Origin of the sequence: Pseudomonas sp. B15(2017) (assembly GCF_002113215.1) — a bacterium.
Classification (GTDB): Bacteria; Pseudomonadota; Gammaproteobacteria; order Pseudomonadales; family Pseudomonadaceae; genus Aquipseudomonas.
Genome location: NZ_NEJZ01000001.1, coordinates 468,148 through 486,930 on the forward strand (window position 1 = coordinate 468,148; position 18,783 = coordinate 486,930).

16 protein-coding genes and 1 pseudogene are annotated in these 18,783 nt (G+C 61.3%); 10 read left to right on the top strand and 7 right to left on the bottom strand.

The annotated features are described in order from the left end of the window. Positions 1-24: 24 nt before the first annotated feature. From CAF73_RS02110 to CAF73_RS02120, 3 genes are all read left to right on the top strand, one after another. Complete coding sequence (locus CAF73_RS02110; RefSeq protein ID WP_085701772.1) at positions 25-483, top strand: N-acetyltransferase; 459 nt, start codon at positions 25-27, stop codon at positions 481-483. A 171-nt stretch (positions 484-654) separates the two neighbouring features. Beyond that, positions 655-972, top strand: a complete 318-nt coding sequence (locus tag CAF73_RS02115) for a hypothetical protein (RefSeq protein WP_085701773.1) — start codon at positions 655-657, stop codon at positions 970-972. Positions 973-1,059: 87 nt separating this feature from the next. Continuing rightward, a complete protein-coding gene (locus tag CAF73_RS02120; RefSeq protein ID WP_085701774.1) occupies positions 1,060-1,809 on the top strand; it encodes a YkgJ family cysteine cluster protein in 750 nt (249 codons plus the stop codon). Here CAF73_RS02120 and CAF73_RS02125 read toward each other — a convergent pair. The 4 genes and pseudogenes from CAF73_RS02125 to CAF73_RS02135 all read right to left on the bottom strand — a co-directional run bounded on the left by CAF73_RS02125 (position 1,806) and on the right by CAF73_RS02135 (position 4,263). After that, the gene (locus tag CAF73_RS02125; RefSeq protein ID WP_371918953.1) at positions 1,806-2,870 is read right to left on the bottom strand and encodes a methyl-accepting chemotaxis protein; all 1,065 of its coding nucleotides are present in this window, start codon (positions 2,868-2,870) and stop codon (positions 1,806-1,808) included. The genes CAF73_RS02120 and CAF73_RS02125 overlap by 4 nt on opposite strands. 243 nt (positions 2,871-3,113) lie before the next feature. After that, a pseudogene (locus CAF73_RS30720) lies at positions 3,114-3,395 on the bottom strand (PAS domain-containing protein); the annotation flags it as partial. Positions 3,396-3,542: 147 nt separating this feature from the next. Then, positions 3,543-3,770 carry a hypothetical protein gene (locus tag CAF73_RS02130; RefSeq protein WP_085701776.1) on the bottom strand — a complete coding sequence of 76 codons (228 nt, stop codon included), beginning with the start codon at positions 3,768-3,770 and terminating at the stop codon, positions 3,543-3,545. 133 nt (positions 3,771-3,903) lie between these two features. Then, the gene (locus tag CAF73_RS02135) at positions 3,904-4,263 is read right to left on the bottom strand and encodes a DUF6124 family protein (RefSeq protein WP_085700822.1); all 360 of its coding nucleotides are present in this window, start codon (positions 4,261-4,263) and stop codon (positions 3,904-3,906) included. Between the two features lie 1,007 nt (positions 4,264-5,270). Here CAF73_RS02135 and CAF73_RS02140 point away from each other — a divergent pair. The 7 genes from CAF73_RS02140 to CAF73_RS02170 all read left to right on the top strand — a co-directional run bounded on the left by CAF73_RS02140 (position 5,271) and on the right by CAF73_RS02170 (position 15,165). Further along, positions 5,271-6,431 (top strand): efflux RND transporter periplasmic adaptor subunit, encoded by a 1,161-nt coding sequence (locus CAF73_RS02140; RefSeq protein WP_085701777.1) that lies wholly within the window; start codon positions 5,271-5,273, stop codon positions 6,429-6,431. Continuing rightward, positions 6,428-9,529 (top strand): multidrug efflux RND transporter permease subunit, encoded by a 3,102-nt coding sequence (locus CAF73_RS02145; protein WP_085701778.1) that lies wholly within the window; start codon positions 6,428-6,430, stop codon positions 9,527-9,529. The genes CAF73_RS02140 and CAF73_RS02145 overlap by 4 nt, the downstream gene beginning before the upstream one ends. 8 nt (positions 9,530-9,537) lie before the next feature. Then, positions 9,538-10,215, top strand: coding sequence for a heavy metal response regulator transcription factor (locus CAF73_RS02150; RefSeq protein WP_085701779.1), 678 nt, complete (start codon positions 9,538-9,540; stop codon positions 10,213-10,215). Continuing rightward, on the top strand, positions 10,205-11,569 hold the full coding sequence (locus CAF73_RS02155; protein ID WP_085700826.1) for a heavy metal sensor histidine kinase: 1,365 nt from the start codon (positions 10,205-10,207) through the stop codon (positions 11,567-11,569). Before CAF73_RS02150 ends, CAF73_RS02155 begins: the two co-directional genes overlap by 11 nt. Before the next feature lie 243 nt (positions 11,570-11,812). Continuing rightward, positions 11,813-12,037: a hypothetical protein gene (locus CAF73_RS02160; protein WP_085700827.1), complete on the top strand. Its 225-nt coding sequence runs from the start codon at positions 11,813-11,815 to the stop codon at positions 12,035-12,037. A 193-nt stretch (positions 12,038-12,230) separates the two neighbouring features. Then, positions 12,231-13,547 carry an OprD family porin gene (locus tag CAF73_RS02165; RefSeq protein ID WP_085701780.1) on the top strand — a complete coding sequence of 439 codons (1,317 nt, stop codon included), beginning with the start codon at positions 12,231-12,233 and terminating at the stop codon, positions 13,545-13,547. A 112-nt stretch (positions 13,548-13,659) separates the two neighbouring features. After that, complete coding sequence (locus tag CAF73_RS02170; protein ID WP_085701781.1) at positions 13,660-15,165, top strand: sensor domain-containing diguanylate cyclase; 1,506 nt, start codon at positions 13,660-13,662, stop codon at positions 15,163-15,165. A gap of 61 nt (positions 15,166-15,226) precedes the next feature. Here the strand turns inward: CAF73_RS02170 and lpxC are convergent, their stop codons facing one another. The 3 genes from lpxC to ftsA form a co-directional block, all read right to left on the bottom strand. Continuing rightward, positions 15,227-16,138: a UDP-3-O-acyl-N-acetylglucosamine deacetylase gene (gene lpxC, locus CAF73_RS02175; RefSeq protein ID WP_007956752.1), complete on the bottom strand. Its 912-nt coding sequence runs from the start codon at positions 16,136-16,138 to the stop codon at positions 15,227-15,229. Between the two features lie 112 nt (positions 16,139-16,250). Next, positions 16,251-17,447, bottom strand: coding sequence for a cell division protein FtsZ (gene ftsZ, locus CAF73_RS02180; RefSeq protein WP_085700830.1), 1,197 nt, complete (start codon positions 17,445-17,447; stop codon positions 16,251-16,253). A 68-nt stretch (positions 17,448-17,515) separates the two neighbouring features. Continuing rightward, positions 17,516-18,775 carry a cell division protein FtsA gene (ftsA, locus tag CAF73_RS02185; protein WP_085700831.1) on the bottom strand — a complete coding sequence of 420 codons (1,260 nt, stop codon included), beginning with the start codon at positions 18,773-18,775 and terminating at the stop codon, positions 17,516-17,518. Positions 18,776-18,783: the final 8 nt, after the last annotated feature.

Genomic DNA, 18,783 nt, shown 5'->3' on the forward strand with positions numbered 1-18,783 from the left:
TTGAGCGAGACGTTCTGTTTTCTGATGCGGCGCGACCTGAACCAGGACGTGCCGGCCATCGAATGGCCGAACGGTACCAAACTCACCCCCTACAGCGCCGAACGCGCGGCCGTCGTGCATGAACTGATGCTGATCGGCTACCGCGAAGGCGGTGGTCGGGTGCCGGCGCTGGACGTCTGGCAACAGCAGTTCGAAAACGATCCGGAATACGATCCGGCACTGTGTTTCATTGCAAGCGATGCCGCAGGCGTCATTGGCGTGGCGCAATGCTGGACCAGTTCCTACATCAAGAATCTGGTGGTGCATCCTCGCGCCCAGGGCCATGGACTGGGTCGGGCGTTGCTGCTGCATGCGTTCAAGGTATTTCAGGATCGGCGTGAAGGGTTTGTCGACCTGAAGGTGCTGGAGAGCAACCATCGGGCGCTGAGCTTGTACGAAAGAACTGGAATGTATGTGGTCCGCCGGGAACTGGTGCCGGACTGACAGACTGCCATCACAGGCAAGCCAGCTCCCACAGGTTTCCGGGTGCTTGCAAAATCTGAATACGTCATCAATCCCCTGTGGGAGCGGGCTTGCCCGCGATGACGGCCGCAAGACAACTTTCCTCGCTCAGGCATACTCCAATCCTGGACTGAACCCAAGGATGCCCGAACCATGAAACGCCTCGCCCTCTCCGTACTTTGCCTCATCGCCCCATTGACCCACGCCTCCAGCCCCGACGCCTGGGCGGCCTACGACAAAACCGTGCTCGCCAGTTGCACCAAGGCCAGCGGCCTGAAAAACGCCAAACCAGTCGGTAACGCCGCGCAATTCGATGACCGCGTCGGCTACACCGCGCTGTTGCTGCAAGGCCAGTACCCGCAAAAACACATGAAGGGCCAGCAAGGCACCGAGCTGTGCCTGTACAACAAAAAGTCGAAAACCGCGTTTGTCACCGAGTGGGACTCGATCCGCCCGACTGCCAAACCCTGAGCGAGTGGCGCACAACTTGCTTCACTCCGGGCCTGTACGGCGGCTTTATGTCGCCGATTCACACCCTGATTGAAGATTGCCCGCTCAATGAATACGACCTTTTCCTGCGTAGGCTGCGGCAAATGCTGCACCGATCACCATGTGCCTCTGACCCTGGCCGAAGCCCGTATGTGGGCGGCCGACGGCGGTCAGGTGATCGTGCTGGTGGAGGCGTTTCTCGCCAACGGCCTGGGCCTCCCGCAACAGCAGCGCGAACATGCGCAACGTCGTTCGGCGGTGGTGCGCAGCGGAATGTCCGACGCCCATGTGGCAATCACTTTTGCCGCCTACAACGTCGGCCCCTGCCGGAATCTTGACGAAGACAAACTGTGCCGCATCTACGAGCGCCGACCGTTGGTGTGTCGCATCTATCCCGCCGAAATCAATCCGCACATTGCGCTGAACCCTGCCGCCAAGGACTGCCCGCCGGAGTCGTGGGAGCAAGGGCCGGACCTGATCGTCGGTGGTGAACTGGTGGATCAGGAACTGCTGACACTGATCCAGCGCTCCCGTCAGGCAGATCGCGATGACATCCGGATCAAGGATGCGATCTGCGGTTTGCTCGGCATCCGCACCACCGCGCTCAAGGGCGACGGGTTCACCGCATACCTGCCGGACATGAGCGCGTTTGCCTCGGTGATCGATCAGGTCACGTCGCAGCCACTGACTGCCGGCCACAGCGAATGGCTGTTCCATGTCTCCGGCGACGACATCGCCGGGCAAGTGCGCGCGGCCGGAGCACAAGTGGTGTCCGAGCCGCCGCAGACTTACGCGTTCATTTCGTTGCGGGCGGCCTAAACGCCCTGCCGCCGCCCCCAGAACTCCCGCGCCAGCGAACGCAAATCCCCCGCCAGCCCCGCCACGTCCTGTGAATTGAGCTGGCTCTGGCGCCCCTCATCCACTGTCAGCTCGCAAGCCGTGCGAATACTGACGATGTTGCGGTTGATGTCCTCACTCACCGCGCTCTGTTCTTCGACCGCTGCGGCAATCTGCAGGCTCATCTCGGTAATCTGCTCGACCCGCCCGCTGATCCCGTCCAGCGCCCGCGCCGCACGTTGCGCCTGTTCGACGCTGTTATCCACATGTTCGCTGCTCTGCTGCATCACCAGCACCGCATCCCGCGCACCGTTTTGCAGGGTGCTGATCATCCGTTGAATCTCGTTGGTCGACTGCTGGGTGCGCTGGGCCAGCCCCCTCACCTCGTCGGCCACCACCGCGAACCCACGCCCGGCATCCCCGGCCCGGGCCGCTTCGATCGCCGCGTTGAGCGCCAGCAGATTGGTCTGCTCGGCGATGCTGCGAATCACCTCCAGCACCCCGGAAATCTCGCTGCTGTGGTCTTCGAGCTGATGAATCACCTCGGTGGCCCGCCCCAACTCCTCGGCCAGCCGCAACACCGCACTGCGACTCTCGCCCACCAGCAGATGCCCTTCACGGGTTTCCGTCCCGGCCATATCCGCCGCCACCGAGGCCTGCTGCGCATGGCTGGCCACCTGCGCGACACTGGCCGCCATCTGATGAATCGCCGCCGCCACCTGATCGGTTTCCGCCTGCTGCGCCAACGTGCTGGTGTGACTGCTGTGCAGATGATCCACCAGTTGCGCCGCATGTCCGGCCAGCCGTTGCGACGCATCACCGATCCGCCCGACCACCGCGCCGACCTGTGCTTCAAGCATCTGCAAGGCAAACTCGATCTGCCCGAACTGATCCCGCCGCCCGGTATAAATGCCCTGGCTCAACGGGTTATCAGCAATCACCCGAGCACGCTCGGTCAGCCGCTCCAACGGCCCCAGCAACCAACCCACGCCCAGCGCACACGCGCCACTGCCAGCCACTAGCGCGACGGCTTCGATGCCCATGGATTCAGGCCGCAGCCAGGCTTCCATCCCCAGCACCACCGCCAGCACCGAACTGGTCAACGCCATGATCTTCGCCCGCAAACCCAACACCGGCAGCCGCTGCCACCACGCCACCCGCCCCTCGCGCAACTGCGCATACGCCCGCTGCGCCGCCGCAATCTGCCGCGCGTCCGGCCGCGTGCGCACCGACTGATACTCCACCGCCGCGCCGTTCTGCGTGACCGGCGTGACATAGGCACTGACCCAGTAGTGATCACCGTTCTTGCAACGATTCTTCACCAGCCCCATCCACGACCGCCCGCGCTTGAGCGTTTGCCACATATGGGCAAACGCCTGCGCGGGCATGTCCGGATGACGCAGCAAATTGTGCGGCGCGCCCAGCAGCTCGTCGCGGCTGTAACCGCTGATCCTGATGAAATCGTCGTTGGCGTAGGTGATCGCGCTGGTCAGATCGGTGGTCGAGAGAATGTTCGCATCCGGCGCAACATCGACATTGCGCCCGGTCACCGGGAGATTGATCTTCATGGAAAGCGCGCTCGTTTTATTGGAAAGAGTCGGCAGGGCTGCTGACTCTAAGCGCACTCATCGGTTAAACGTTGATCTGGCTCAGGAACTGAGCAATTAGCCATCACTGTGACCGAAAATCACAGCGACGGCCGAGGCGGGAATGAATCAGCGCTTGCCCATCGAACGGCGCGTGCCCGACGGCGCCACACCCGGGGTCCTGGCGTGACGGTCACCGTCCTTGCCCTTGAACTGCGGCTGCCTGGCGCCTTTGGCGGCGGCCAGCTCACCTGGTTTGAACGGAAACTTGAAGGCAGGAATGGTCGGTTTAGTCTCGCCGGCCTCGGCCAGCTCTGCCGGGACATCGCTCACAGCGTTGTCGATTGGGGAAGTCATGAAAGCTCCGGGAAGCAAAAGTCCGGCCCGGTGAATGAGCCGCGAAGACGCGCAGTATACCTGCGCGCGCAGACTTTAAAGAGCCCCCGAAAGGGCATGACCGGTTCCTTTTCGGGACTCTTCGCCTAGCGGATCACGTTGGCGGATCAACCCGATCCAGCGCCCGATTCACTGCAAGCTCAGCCAGCATGATGATCTGCTGGATCCCGAGCGCCGTACTGCGCTGCGGGCCTGTGAGTTCGTTGGCGAAATTGCTGGCGATGGTACTGGCCGAGGCCAGGGATTCGCAGGCATTGACCAACAGGCTTTCGGTATCGACGTTGGGAGTGACCATGTACATCGTGCTCGGGCGTGGTTTCGAGGGCTTCGGGCAAAGGTAATAGTCGAGGGCGCGTTTGATGGCTTCGCGGTTACGGGCGAGGTCTTCGGCGCGCATGGCTTCTTCGAGAGGGGTGGGGGATTCGTAGGGTGGATCGGGTATCAGTTTGTCCATGAAAAACTCCTACTTGGCTATGGAGCCATCCCTCGTCGTTTCCACACGACAAAAGGTGGCAGCTGTACGCAGGGTGGAAAACCGATAAGTAGGCAACCGGCCAGACCGAAGTCTGCCTGCGCACAGCCGCCGCGACGCAGTTTGCAGACGAAAGAAGACGTCGGCAACGGTTACGGGGAGAAGCTTTGCAACTACTTGAAATCAGGTTTCCACACCTGTTCGCTGAATTGGCAGCGACAGCCAAAGACTAGAGAGCGTGCTTCCGACGGACAACCTGAAAACCTTGTGGGAAGGTTCAGTGAATCCCACACATCTTTAAACATTCGAAAATGGAACGCGGAGCGTCCCGGGCTGCATTCCCACGCGGAGCGTGGGAACGATCAAAAGCACTGCAACAACAAACGGTACCCCCCCCCCACATTTCCAAACATCCGAAAATGGAACGCGGAGCGTCCCGGGCTGCATTCCCACGCGGAGCGTGGGAACGATCAGAGCAAAAGCAGTCCGCTTTCTGCTTTCTGCTTTCTGCTTTCTGCTTCTAACCACTCAACACAATGAGCGTTAGCTCGAGTACCGCTTTTGACGTGCCGGCCCCATCGGAAGGCTGAGTGGAGGGATTTATCCGGGGGTGGGAGCGCAGCGACCGTGCGGCGCAGCCGCATGCATCGAGAGGAGGTGCAGCGAAGCAAACCGTAGGCGATGCCCCCGGATGAATCCCGGAACGAAGGAACGCCGAGCCACAGCGAGGCGCCGAACGCAGGGGCCAAGCCTTTTGGTTCCTTTTTGGCGTTTGAAAAAGGGACTCGCCGTAAGGGCGAAACCGCCAGCCGCAACACCCGAAGAAACGGATATACACCCAAACCCAAAACAGCATGGTCGGCCCAAAGGCCGCCAAGTCAAAAGCTGAAACTGACAGCGCCGTCAGTTAGCCGTCACCCTCCTGACCCGCAAACAAGTTTATAAAGACAAAACCTGCCCAAACCCCGTCCCCCTGGCGCCCCACAAGCATGCAAATCCAGAAGAAAAAGGCCCTGCTCGCCACCCTGCTGATCGCCCTTGCAGCCGCCGGCCTGTGGTATGCGGTAAAACCCGCCCCGGCCAAACTGGCCGCCCCCACCGCCATCCCGGTGCGGGTCGTCGCCGTCAGCGAAAAAGACGTACCCCGCTACACCAGCGGCATCGGCTCGGTCCTCTCGCTGCACAGCGTGGTGGTGCGCCCACAGATCGACGGCATCCTCACCAAGCTGTTGGTCAAGGAAGGTCAACTGGTAAAACAGGGCGACCTGCTCGCCACCATCGACGACCGCTCGATCCGCGCCAGCCTCGACCAGGCCCGGGCGCAACTGGGCGAAAGCCAGGCGCAACTGCAAGTCGCTCTGGTCAACCTCAAGCGCTACAAACTGCTGAGCGTCGACGACGGCGTATCGAAGCAGACCTACGACCAGCAACAGGCACTGGTCAACCAGCTCAAGGCCACCGCCCAGGGCAATCAGGCTTCGATTGACGCGGCTCAGGTACAACTTTCCTACACCCAGATTCGCTCCCCGGTCACCGGCCGCGTCGGGATTCGCACGGTCGACGAAGGCAATTTCCTGCGCATGACCGACACCCAGGGTCTGTTCACCGTGACCCAGATCGACCCGATCGCCGTCGAGTTTTCCCTGCCCCAGCAAATGCTGCCGACCCTGCAAGGCTTGATCAGCGATCCGCAGCGCGCTCAGGTCAAGGCGTACATCGGCGCCGACACCGACGGAGAAACCGGCAACCTGCTGGGGGAAGGTCACCTGACGCTGATCGACAACCAGATCAACGCCAACACCGGCACCATCCGCGCCAAGGCCGAATTCGACAACCCGGACCAGAAGCTCTGGCCCGGCCTGCTGGTGACGGTAAAGATTCAGACAGCGCTGGATAAAGATGCGCTGGTGGTCCCGCCCACCGTCGTACAACGCGGCCTCGATCAACACTTCGTGTACCGGGTCAACGGCGACAAGGTTGAAGCCGTGCAAGTGCAGATGGTTTACCAGGGCAGCGGCCAGGACATCATCAAGGGCGTGAAACCCGGCGACGTATTGGTCAGTGATGGCCAGTCGCGGCTCAAGCCCGGCTCGACCGTGCAGGTCATGAGCGAACCGCCGCAGGTGGTGCAAGCGGAGCCCCAGCCATGAAGCAGCACAAAGGCGTTTCGACCTGGTGCATCGATCATCCGGTGGCGACGATTCTGCTGACCATCGCGCTGGTACTGGTCGGAGTGATTGCCTTCCCGCGCCTGCCGGTCGCCCCGTTGCCGGAAGCGGAATTTCCGACGATTCAAGTTTCCGCACAGTTGCCCGGCGCCAGTCCGGACACCATGGCCTCGTCCGTGGCCACGCCGCTGGAGGTGCAATTCAGCGCCATCCCCGGCATGACCCAGATGACCTCCAGCAGTGCGCTGGGCTCCACTCTGCTGACCCTGCAATTCACCCTCGACAAGAGCATCGACACCGCCGCCCAGGAAGTGCAGGCCGCAATCAACACCGCCGCCGGCAAACTGCCAAAAGACATGCCGACCCTGCCGACCTGGAGGAAGGTCAACCCGGCCGACAGCCCGGTGCTGATCCTCAGCGTCAGCTCCACGCAAATGCCCGGCACCGAACTCAGTGACCTGGTGGAAACCCTCCTTGCGCGTCAGATCAGTCAGATCGACGGCGTAGGCCAGATCAACATCACCGGCCAGCAACGTCCGGCGATTCGCGTACAGGCCTCGGCGGACAAACTGGCAGCCATCGGCCTGACCCTCGCCGATATTCGCGTGGCGATCCAGCAGACCAGCCTCAACCTCGCCAAAGGTGCGCTGTACGGCGAGTCGAGCATTTCCACGCTGTCGACCAACGACCAGTTGTTCCACCCCGAGGAATACAGTCAGCTCATCGTTTCCTACAAGGACGGCGCCCCGGTTCACCTCAAGGATGTCGCCAAAGTCGTCAACGGTTCGGAAGATGCCTACGTGCAAGCGTGGGCTGGCGATCAGCCGGGCGTGAACCTGGTGATCTTCCGCCAGCCCGGCGCCAACATCGTCGAAACGGTGGACCGGATTCAGGCCGCCCTGCCCGGCCTCGAAGCCATGCTGCCAGCCTCGGTGCAGGTCAAAACCCTGATTGACCGTACCCAGACCATCCGCGCCTCGCTGCATGAAGTGGAAATCACTTTGCTGATCGCGATCCTGCTGGTGGTGGCGGTGATGGCACTGTTCCTGCGTCAGCTGTCGGCAACGATGATCGTTTCGGCGGTACTCGGCGTGTCGCTGACCGCCAGTTTCGCCCTGATGTACTTGCTCGGTTTCAGCCTGAACAACCTGACGCTGGTGGCCATCGTCGTGGCGGTAGGTTTCGTGGTCGACGATGCGATCGTGGTGGTGGAAAACATTCACCGCCACCTCGAGGCCGGCGACAGCATGCGCGACGCCGCAATCAAGGGCGCCGGCGAGATCGGTTTCACCGTGGTCTCGATCAGTTTTTCGCTGGTGGCGGCGTTCATTCCGCTGCTGTTCATGGGTGGCGTGGTCGGGCGGTTGTTCAAGGAATTTGCCCTGACGGCCACCTCGACCATCCTGATTTCCGTGGTGGTGTCGCTGACTCTGGCGCCAACCCTCGCCGCGCTGTTCATGCGCAAACCGGTGCATCACGCCCATGACAGACCGGGCTTCAGCGAACGCCTGCTCGGCTGGTACGAGAAGGGCCTGCGCCGCGCCCTCGCCCACCAGAAACTGATGATCGGCGTGTTCGGCCTTTCCGTCGCACTGGCGATTGGCGGCTACGTGTTTATCCCCAAAGGGTTCTTCCCGGTGCAGGACACCGGCTTCGTCCTCGGCACCACCGAAGCTGCAGCCGATATCTCCTACAGCGACATGGTGAAAAAACACCTGGCGATGGCCGAAATCGTCGCCGCCGATCCGGCCGTCCAGGCGTTTTCCCACTCGGTGGGCGTATCCGGCAGCAACCAGACCATCGCCAACGGGCGCTTCTGGATTGCGCTGAAAAAACGCGGCGACCGAGATGTTTCAGCCAGCCAGTTCATCGACCGCATTCGTCCGCAACTGATGAAAGTCCCCGGCATCGTGCTTTACCTGCGCGCCGGCCAGGACATCAACCTCAGCTCCGGCCCGAGCCGTGCTCAGTATCAATACGTGCTCAAGAGCAACGACGGGCCGACCCTCGCCACCTGGACCCAGAAACTCACCGAAAAGCTGCGCAGCATTCCGGCGTTCCGTGACATTTCCAACGACCTGCAACTGGGCGGCAGCATCACCCACATCAGCATCGACCGCAGCGCCGCCGCGCGTTTCGGCCTGACGGCGAGTGATGTCGATGAAGCGCTGTACGACGCCTTCGGCCAGCGGCAGATCAACGAATTCCAGACTCAGGTCAACCAGTACAACGTGATCCTGGAGCTGGACACCAAGCAGCGCGGCAAGGCCGAAAGCCTCAACTATTTCTACCTGCGCTCACCGCTGAGCGGAGAAATGGTGCCGCTGTCGGCGCTGGCCCGCTTCGACGCGCCGACCATCGGCCCGCTGTCCATCGCCCACGACGGCATGTTCCCGGCCGCCAACCTGTCGTTCAACCTGGCGCCCGGTGTGGCACTGGGCGATGCAGTGATTCTGCTCAATCAGGCCAAAGCCGAAATCGGCATGCCGACCGCAATCAGCGGCAACTTCCAGGGCGCGGCCCAAGCGTTCCAGAGTTCGCTGAAAAGTCAGCCGTGGCTGATTCTCGCGGCGCTGGTGGCGGTGTACATCATCCTGGGCGTGCTCTACGAGAGCTTCGTCCATCCGCTGACGATCATCTCGACCCTGCCGGCGGCGGGTCTGGGCGCGGTGATCATGCTGTGGATCTGCGGTCAGGACTTTTCGATCATGGCGCTGATCGGGCTGGTACTGCTGATCGGTATCGTCAAGAAGAACGGAATCCTGATGATCGACTTCGCCCTTGAGGCGCAGCGTCATCGCGGGCTGTCGCCGCAGGATGCGATTTTCGAAGCGTGTATCACGCGGTTCCGGCCGATCATCATGACCACCCTCGCCGCGCTGCTAGGCGCGCTGCCGCTGATGCTCGGCTACGGCACCGGCGCCGAACTGCGCCAGCCGCTGGGGATCGCGGTGGTGGGCGGCTTGCTGGTCAGCCAGATGCTGACGCTGTTCACCACGCCGGTCATATACTTGTGGCTTGAGCGGCTGTTCCACAAGCCCAAACCTGCGCCCGTCGCGGCGCTGGCAACGACAGACTGAGGCGGGTCATGCGCGTTCTGATTATCGAAGACGAAGAGAAAACCGCGGACTACCTGCACCGCGGCCTGACGGAACAGGGTTACACCGTGGATCTGGCCCGCGACGGTATCGAGGGCCTGCACCTGGCGCTGGAAAGCGACTACGCGGTGATCGTCCTCGACGTGATGCTGCCGGGCCTCGACGGTTTCGGCGTGCTGCGCGCATTGTGCGTGCGCAAGCAGACACCGGTGATCATGCTCACCGCCCGCGAGCGGGTCGAGGACCGGATCAGGGGCCTGCGCGACGGCGCCGACGATTACCTCGGCAAACCGTTTTCCTTCCTCGAACTGGTGGCGCGCCTGCAAGCGCTGACCCGCCGCAGCGGTGGCCATGAACCGGTGCAAGTGAGCATCGCCGACCTGTGGATCGACCTGATCAGCCGCAAGGCCACCCGCGCCGGTACCCGGCTGGATCTGACGGCGAAAGAGTTTTCGCTGCTCAGCGTGCTGGCCCGGCGTCAGGGCGAAATCCTGTCGAAAACCGCGATTGCGGAAATGGTCTGGGACATCAATTTCGACAGCGACGCCAACGTCGTCGAAGTTGCGATCAAGCGCCTGCGGGCCAAGCTCGACGGGCCGTTCGAGGAGAAATTGCTGCACACGATCCGCGGCATGGGTTATGTGCTGGAGAGCCGCGGTGTCCAGTAACTCAATAGCGCTGCGCCTGAGCGGGATGTTCACGCTGGTGGCGCTGCTGGTCTTCCTGTTGATCGGCGGCGCGCTGTATCAACAAGTGGACAAGGGCCTCGGCCTGCTGCCGGAAGCGGAACTGGATGCGCGTTACAGCGTGCTCGAATCCGCGCTCAACCGCTATGGCACTCCCGAGCATTGGGTAAAGATCAATGCCAAGCTCAAGCTGCTCGGCGAAGAAGACAAGCGCATCCATTTCTGGGTGGTCAGCGGCAATCCGGGGTACGAATTCGGCGAGCCGGATGCCTTGATCCGTGCGTTCGCCCAAGGTGCGCCGGGCATGCGCGACCTGCAACTGCCCAACCATCCTTACCCGCTGAAAGTGCTGCTGACCGAACTGCCGGCCAAGGATCAGCGCCCGCCGCTGCGCTTCATGATCGGCATCGACACCGAGACCCTTCACCAGACCCAGCATCAGTTGCTGATCGCGCTGATCAGTCTGGCGGTGATCGGCGTGCTGCTGGCCTCGGCATTGGGTTACTGGGTGGCGCGAATCGGCCTCAAACCGCTGATCAAACTGTCCCATGAAGCCCAACGTCTGGCGCCGCCGTTGCGGGCCGGGCGCCTGCGCATGTCGCCATTGCCGCCGGAACTGGAGCAGTTCGTCGACTCGTTCAACTCGACGCTGGAGCGGGTTGAACAAGCCTATTCGCGGCTTGAATCCTTCAACGCCGACGTCGCCCATGAACTGCGCTCGCCGTTGACGAACCTGATCGGCCAGACCCAGGTCGCGCTGACTCGCGGGCGCTCTGCCGAGCATTATTTCGAAGTGCTGCAATCCAACCTCGAAGAGCTGGAACGCCTGCGCTCGATCATCAACGACATGCTGTTTCTGGCCAGCGCCGATCAGGGCAGCAAGGCCACCAAACTGACCTCGACTTCACTGGCCGATGAAGTGGCGACCACCCTCGAATACCTCGACTTCATCCTCGAAGATGCGCAGGTTCAGGTTCGGGTGAGCGGCGATGCGCAGGTGCAGATCGAGATCGCTCATCTGCGCCGGGCGTTGATCAATCTGCTGAGCAACGCGGTGCAACACACCGCGCCCGGACAGGTGATCGAAGTGCAGATCGCGGTCGAGGAACATCAGGTCAGCATCGGCGTGGCCAACCCCGGCTCGCCGATTGCCAGCGAGCATTTACCGCGCTTGTTCGAGCGTTTCTACCGGGTCGATGCATCGCGCACCAACAGCGGCAACAATCACGGGTTGGGGCTGGCGATCGTCAAGGCGATTGCGTTGATGCATGGCGGCGACGTGTTTGTGCGCAGTGATCGCGGGATCAATACTTTCGGGATTCACTTACCGGTCTGACCCCACCCCTCATCGTTCCCACGCTCTGCGTGGGAATGCCGCCCGGGACGCTCCGCGTTCCATTCCAAAGTCGAACACAGAGCTTCCATCAAGGTATTCCCACGCCGAGCCCAGTAATGTTCACCTGCTGATCTTTGCTTGCGCTGTAACAGTCATTTATGAAAATCACGCTGTTTCCCAACGCCTGGCAACCTTATCTTTGCCCGCACCAAACAGCACTTGCCAAGCAAGAAGGTTTTCAAGATGTCCAACAGTATGGGTATTGCCAGCGCTTTCGTTTTGTCCTCATTGATCCTGTCGCCGATGGCGATGGCTGAAGAATCGCAGTCGTTCGCAGCGCACAATGCAGCTCGCGCTCAAGCGTATGAACAGCATCAGGCAGAAATGATGGCCAAGGCCAAGGACGCCACGCAAGCCCCGCAGGCCGGCCTTTCCCAAGCGCAGTCCGACTCCGGATCCGACAGCTGAGGCGCGCACCGCTCCGTTTCCCTCGACGCGGTTGTTTGGCTCTTCCCGTTCAACCGTCGTCCTTCCAGGCCGCTGATTTTCAGCGGCCTTTTTTCGTTGTGGTGTGAAAGCTGTCTGGTGCGTCTTTAACAACTGAAACATCCCGCACCTCAAGACATTGAAGTGTCAGTTGACCCAAGGAGCTTTACCGCACGTGCGTTACCCAGTTCGCTTTACCCCGCTGTTCATTGCAATTGCCGCAACGATTGCCCCCGCCGCCCATGCTGCCGAAGCCGAGAAACAAGGTTTCATCGAAGGCGCGAGTCTCAACCTCAACGCGCGCAACTACTACATGAATCGCAACCGTCTGCAGCAGACGGATGACAACATCGAGTGGGGCCAGGGTTTGCTCGGCAAATTCGAGTCGGGTTACACCGAGGGCACGGTCGGCTTCGGCATCGATGCCCACGCCATGCTCGGTCTGAAACTCGACGGCGGTGGTGGCACCGATAACTCCAGCATCCTGCCCGTCAGCGACGGCAACGGCAAAGCGCCGGGCTCGTTCTCCACGGCGGGCGGTACGCTGAAAATGCGTGCGTTCGATACCGAACTGAAGGCCGGTGACCTGTTCCTCGCCAATCCGGTGATCGCCGGTGGCGAGACGCGCATGCTGCCGCAGACTTTTCGTGGCCTCAGCCTGACCAACCACAGCTTCGACGGCTGGATGATCGAAGGCGGCCAGGCCAGTTTCACCAAACCCTACAACCAGAGTGGCCACAAACGCATCGGCACTTCTTACGGCACCCTCGCCGACGGCGACAAGAGCCAGCATCTGAACTGGGCCGGCGTGGCCTGGAGCGGTGTCGAAGGCCTGACCAGCAGTCTGTACGCCTCCGAGTTGAAGGACATCTGGAACCAGTACTACTACGACCTCGACTACACCTGGGCGCTGAACGATCGGGTGACCCTCAACCCGGGCCTGCACTTCTATCACACGCAGGACACCGGCGACGCGCTTCTGGGCAACATCGACAACAACACCTACAGCCTGCATTTCACCGTGGGTATCGGCAATCACAGCGTCACCGCCGCGTACCAGCAGGTCAACGGCAACACGCCGTTCGATTACATCAGCCAGGGCGACAGCGTTTACCTCGACAACTCGCAGCAGTACTCGGACTTCAACGGACCGAACGAGCGCTCGTGGAAACTCAAGTACGCCTACGATTTCGCAGGACTCGGCTTGCCAGGCCTGACCTCTTCGTTGTCCTACTCGCGCGGCACGCTGGACCTGACCAAGGTCGATCCGCAGAGCAAGGGTTACGCCTCGTGGTACAGCGCCGATCGCGGCAACGCCAAACACTGGGAGCGCGATATCGACCTCAAATACGTGGTGCAGAGCGGTCAGGCCAAAGACCTCGCAGTGCGCCTGCAATGGGCGACCAACCGTGGCGGCAACGGTTACGGTGCGCTGGATACGGACACGGATGAATACCGTGTGATCATCGACTACCCGATCAACGTCTTCTAAGATCGGCGCTACAGTTGAGAGGCCGGCCTTATGCGCTGGCCTTTTTCTTGCGTGTGCGGCAGCGACGTTTGTACAACTACGCTTATAAGACTCCTCAACCGACAACCCAACCATGATCGCGAGCCGTACCCCACCTGCTGCGGGCAAGACCGGACGTCCCGAGCTGCTGCTGATCCTCGGCAGCCTGCTGAGCGTGATCGCGATTGTGTGTATCGTCACGTTCCTGCTGATCCGCGAACACGCCAACGCTCAGGAATCGGCCACCCGCAGCGCGACTACCATTGCGCAGTTGATCGACGCCGATGTGCTGCGCACCGTCGAGTTGTATGACCTGACGTTGCAAGGACTGATCGCCGCCGCCCAACGTGACGACCTGAAAAACGTGTCGCCGCAGATCCGTCACCTGGCGCTGTTCGACCGCTCCACCACAGCGCGTTTCAAGGGCGACATTCTGCTGCTCGACAAGCATGGCGAGGTCATCGCCGACTCCTCGCGGGTCGAACCGCTACCGGGCAATTTCGCCGACCGCGATTACTTCCTGGCCCACGCCTTCAACCGCGACGCCGGCATGTTCATCAGCCGCCCGTTCAAGCCCCGTTGCGACTGCGACGACGCAGACCAGTGGCGGATCAGTTTCAGCCGGCGGATTTCCTCGGACACCGGCGATTTCCTGGGCGTGGCCGTGGCGTCGATGAAACTCGACTACTTCGATCAGCTGTTCAACAGCCTCGATATCGGCATCGACAGCACCCTGAACATCATCAACAACGACGGCATCCTGCTGGCGCAAAAGCCTTACCTGCAAAGTGATTCGATCGGCAAGAGCTTCGCCACCCGGCCCAATGTGGTGCGGATCCTGCGCGACAGCAACGGCAGCGGCAGTTTCAACAGCATTTCGAGCATGGATTATCAGCAACGGCTGTACACCTATTCGCGGGTCGGCAATCTGCCGCTGACGGTGATCGTTGCCCTGTCCAGCGAAGAAGTATTCGGCGCGTGGCGACGCACGGCGATCCTGATCAGCGGCGCCACCGGCGTGCTGTGTGCCGGCCTGCTGTGGCTGACCTGGCTGCTGGCCCGGGAGCTGCGCCTGCGCCAGCGGGCCGAACGGGAACTGGCGCAATTGGCGGCGACCGATGCCCTGACGGGGGTCGCCAACCGGCGAATGCTCGATCAGTCGCTGCGCCACGAATGGTTCCGCGCCCAGCGCTCGGGCAAGCCGCTGTCATTGCTGATGATCGACGCGGACCACTTCAAGGCCTTCAACGACCGACACGGGCACCAGGCCGGGGATCAGGCGTTGCGTGAACTGGCCAGGGTAATCACCTCCAATGTGCGGCGTCCGGCGGATCTGGTGGCGCGGTATGGCGGTGAGGAGTTTTCGGTGATTCTCGCAGAGACCGACAGCCTGGGAGCACAACAGATCGCCGAGCACATTCGCGCGGCGGTGGAACAACTGCCGGGCGTGAATCAAGACCAGTCACCGATGACCGTGAGCATCGGCATCAGCACCTGGACAGCCACCAGCGAGATCAGCCTGGAGCAGCTGTTGTTCGCAGCGGACAAGGCGCTGTATCAAGCCAAGGAAGGTGGGCGAAACCGGGTAGTCATGGCCTGAGAGCAGGCATAAAAAAAGGCCACCCAAAGGTGGCCTTCAAAAAACTAGAGAGGTTTTTTACTTACACCGCCGCAACCGGGCGCATGTAAGAGATTGGTGCAGTGCTGGCGTCTTCGAACGTCACGACTTCCCAGGCATCTTTCTGCTCAATCAACTTGCGCAGTAGCTGGTTGTTCAGTGCGTGGCCGGACTTGAAGCCCTTGAACTCACCAATCAGGCTGTTGCCCAGCAGGTACAGGTCGCCAATCGCATCGAGGATCTTGTGCTTCACGAATTCGTCTTCATAGCGAAGGCCGTCTTCGTTCAGTACGCCATCGGCATCGACCACGATCGCGTTTTCCACGCTACCGCCGAGTGCGAGGTTGTGCTTGCGCAGGTACTCGATGTCACTCATGAAACCGAAAGTACGGGCGCGGCTGACTTCTTTTACGAACGAAGTGCTGGAAAAGTCCACGCTTGCACTTTGGGTGCGGTCCCGGAAAACCGGGTGATCGAAATCGATCTCGAAGCTCACCTTGAACCCTTCGAAAGGGACGAAAGTGGCGCGCTTGTCGCCGTCTTCCACTGTCACTTCACGCAGGATGCGGATGAATTTCTTGGCGGCGTCCTGTTCTTCCAGGCCAGCCGATTGAATCAGGAATACGAAAGGTCCTGCGCTGCCATCCATGATCGGGACTTCAGACGCGGAGAGCTCGACGTAGGCGTTATCGATGCCCAGGCCAGCCATGGCCGAGAGCAGGTGCTCCACCGTGTCTACCTTCACGTCACCGTTGACCAGCGTCGTCGACATGGTTGTCTCGCCGACGTTGGCCGCGCGAGCCGGTATCTCGACAACCGGATCGAGATCGGCACGACGAAAGACGATCCCGGTGTCGACAGGTGCAGGCTTGAGGGTCAGGTAAACCTTCTCCCCGGAGTGCAGACCTACACCGGTGGCACGGATAATATTTTTCAGTGTGCGTTGTTTAATCATGGCATGGGCCGCTTCAGCGCAAATTGCGAACTGGTATCAACAAAGGCTGGCGATGATAGCAGACCGAGCCTTTGCTGAACACCAATCACCTGAATACCCCTGATACATTTCATCAATCGGCCTGACGACGCAGGAAAGCCGGGATGTCCAGGTAGTCCAGGTCATCTTGCGGATTCATCTTCGCGGCAGTCGCAGCACCGGCCTGAGCCTGGTTGCGCATGACGGTCGGACGGTCCAGGTCACGGTAGTTCACCGCTGGCTGTTCCTGACGAGCGGGTGCCGGTTGCTGCACTGGAGCAGCCGCCATCGAGGTGTGAACGGTGTTGTCGATGACCTTCACAGGCTTCTCGATTTTCGCGCCCAGACCGGTAGCAACCACGGTCACGTGCAGTTCATCGCGCATGTCCGGATCGATCACGGTACCGACCTTGACCATTGCGTGCTCGGAAGCGAAGGCTTCGATGATCGAACCCACGTCGGAGTACTCACCCAGAGACAGGTCAGGACCGGCAGTGATGTTCACCAGGATGCCGCGTGCGCCTTGCAGGTTCACGTCTTCCAGCAGCGGGTTGCGGATGGCTGCTTCGGTCGCTTCACGTGCACGGTTCGGACCGCTGGCGCAGCCAGTGCCCATCATCGCCATGCCCATTTCGCTCATCACGGTGCGCACGTCGGCGAAGTCGACGTTGATCATGCCCGGACGCTTGATGATGTCGGAGATACCGCGAACGGCGCCGGCCAGTACATCGTCAGCCTTGGCGAAAGCCGACAGCAGGCTTGCGTCTTTACCGAGAATGGTCAGCAGTTTTTCGTTCGGAATGGTGATCAGCGAGTCGACGCTTTCCGAGAGCATGCGGATGCCTTCGTCGGCGATCTGCATACGCTTGCGACCTTCGAACGGGAACGGACGGGTCACGACCGCAACGGTCAGGATGCCCATTTCCTTGGCCACTTCGGCGATGATCGGCGCAGCACCGGTACCGGTACCGCCGCCCATGCCGGTGGTGATGAACACCATGTTGGTGCCGGCCAGCACTTCAGCAATGCGCTCGCGATCTTCCAGCGCAGCCTGACGGCCGACTTCCGGGTTGGCGCCGGCGCCCAGGCCTTTGGTCACGCCGGTGCCCAGTTGCAGAATGGTGCGCGCGCCGATGTTTTTCAGCGCTTGAGCATCGGTGTTGGCGCAGATGAATTCCACGCCTTCGATGTTGCTCTTGACCATGTGGTTGACAGCGTTGCCGCCGCCACCGCCAACACCGATAACTTTGATTACCGGGCTTGCGGGGATGTTGTCTACGAGTTCGAACATTTTCCCTCTCCTTACATTCTCTAGTTTTTTCGCCTACTGCTGATTTGTTGCGGTGCTGCGGTAAAGCGTCAGAAGTTGCCTTGAACCCACTTCTTCAAACGGTCCAGCAACGGCGCCTGCGGCTCATCGCTGCTGTAGCTGTCGCGGTTGCCGATGCCCGAGAACGAGATCCCGTCGGACTGCTTCTGCAGGCCGTACATCAACAAGCCAACGCCAGTGGAATAAATCGGGTTGCGTACCACGTCATCCAGCCCCTTCACGCCGTGCGGCACGCCCAAGCGGACCGGCATGTGGAAGATTTCTTCGGCCAGTTCGGTAGCGCCTTCCATCTTCGAGGTACCACCGGTCAGCACGATGCCGGCCGGGATCAGGTCTTCGTAGCCGCTGCGGCGCAGCTCGGCCTGGATCAGGGTGAACAGTTCGTCGTAACGCGGCTCGACCACTTCGGCCAGTGCCTGACGCGACAGTTCGCGCGGCGGACGGTCGCCGACGCTCGGCACCTTGATGGTCTCGCCGGCACCGGCCAGTTTGGCCAGGGCGCAGGCGTAACGGATCTTGATTTCTTCGGCGTACTGGGTCGGAGTGCGCAACGCCATGGCGATGTCGTTGGTCACCTGGTCGCCCGCGATCGGGATCACCGCCGTGTGGCGGATGGCGCCTTCGGTGAAGATCGCGATGTCGGTGGTGCCGCCGCCGATGTCGACCAGGCAAACGCCCAGCTCTTTTTCGTCGTCGGTCAGGACCGAGTAGGCCGAGGCCAGTTGCTCAAGAATGATGTCGTCGATTTCCAGACCGCAGCGACGCACGCATTTTTCAATGTTCTGTGCAGCGTTGACGGCGCAGGTGACCACGTGAACCTTGGCTTCCAGACGCACGCCGGACATGCCCAGCGGCTCGCGCACGCCTTCCTGGTTATCGATCACGTAATCCTGCGGCAGGGTGTGCAACACACGCTGGTCAGCCGGGATCGCCACGGCCTGGGCGGCGTCGAGTACGCGCTCCAGGTCAGCGGAGCTGACTTCGCGGTCGCGGATCGCGACGATGCCGTGGGAGTTCAGGCTGCGGATGTGATTGCCTGCCACGCCGACGAACGCCGAGTGAATGCGGCAGCCCGCCATCAACTGGGCTTCCTCGATCGCGCGCTGGATCGACTGCACGGTGGACTCGATGTTGACCACCACGCCTTTTTTCAGGCCGCGGGACGGATGGGTGCCGATCCCGACGATATCGAGCGTGCCGTCGTCCGCAACCTCGCCGACCAGCGCCACCACCTTGGAGGTGCCGATATCGAGACCGACGATCATTTTGCCGCTTTGCACGTTTGCCATGGGTCCTG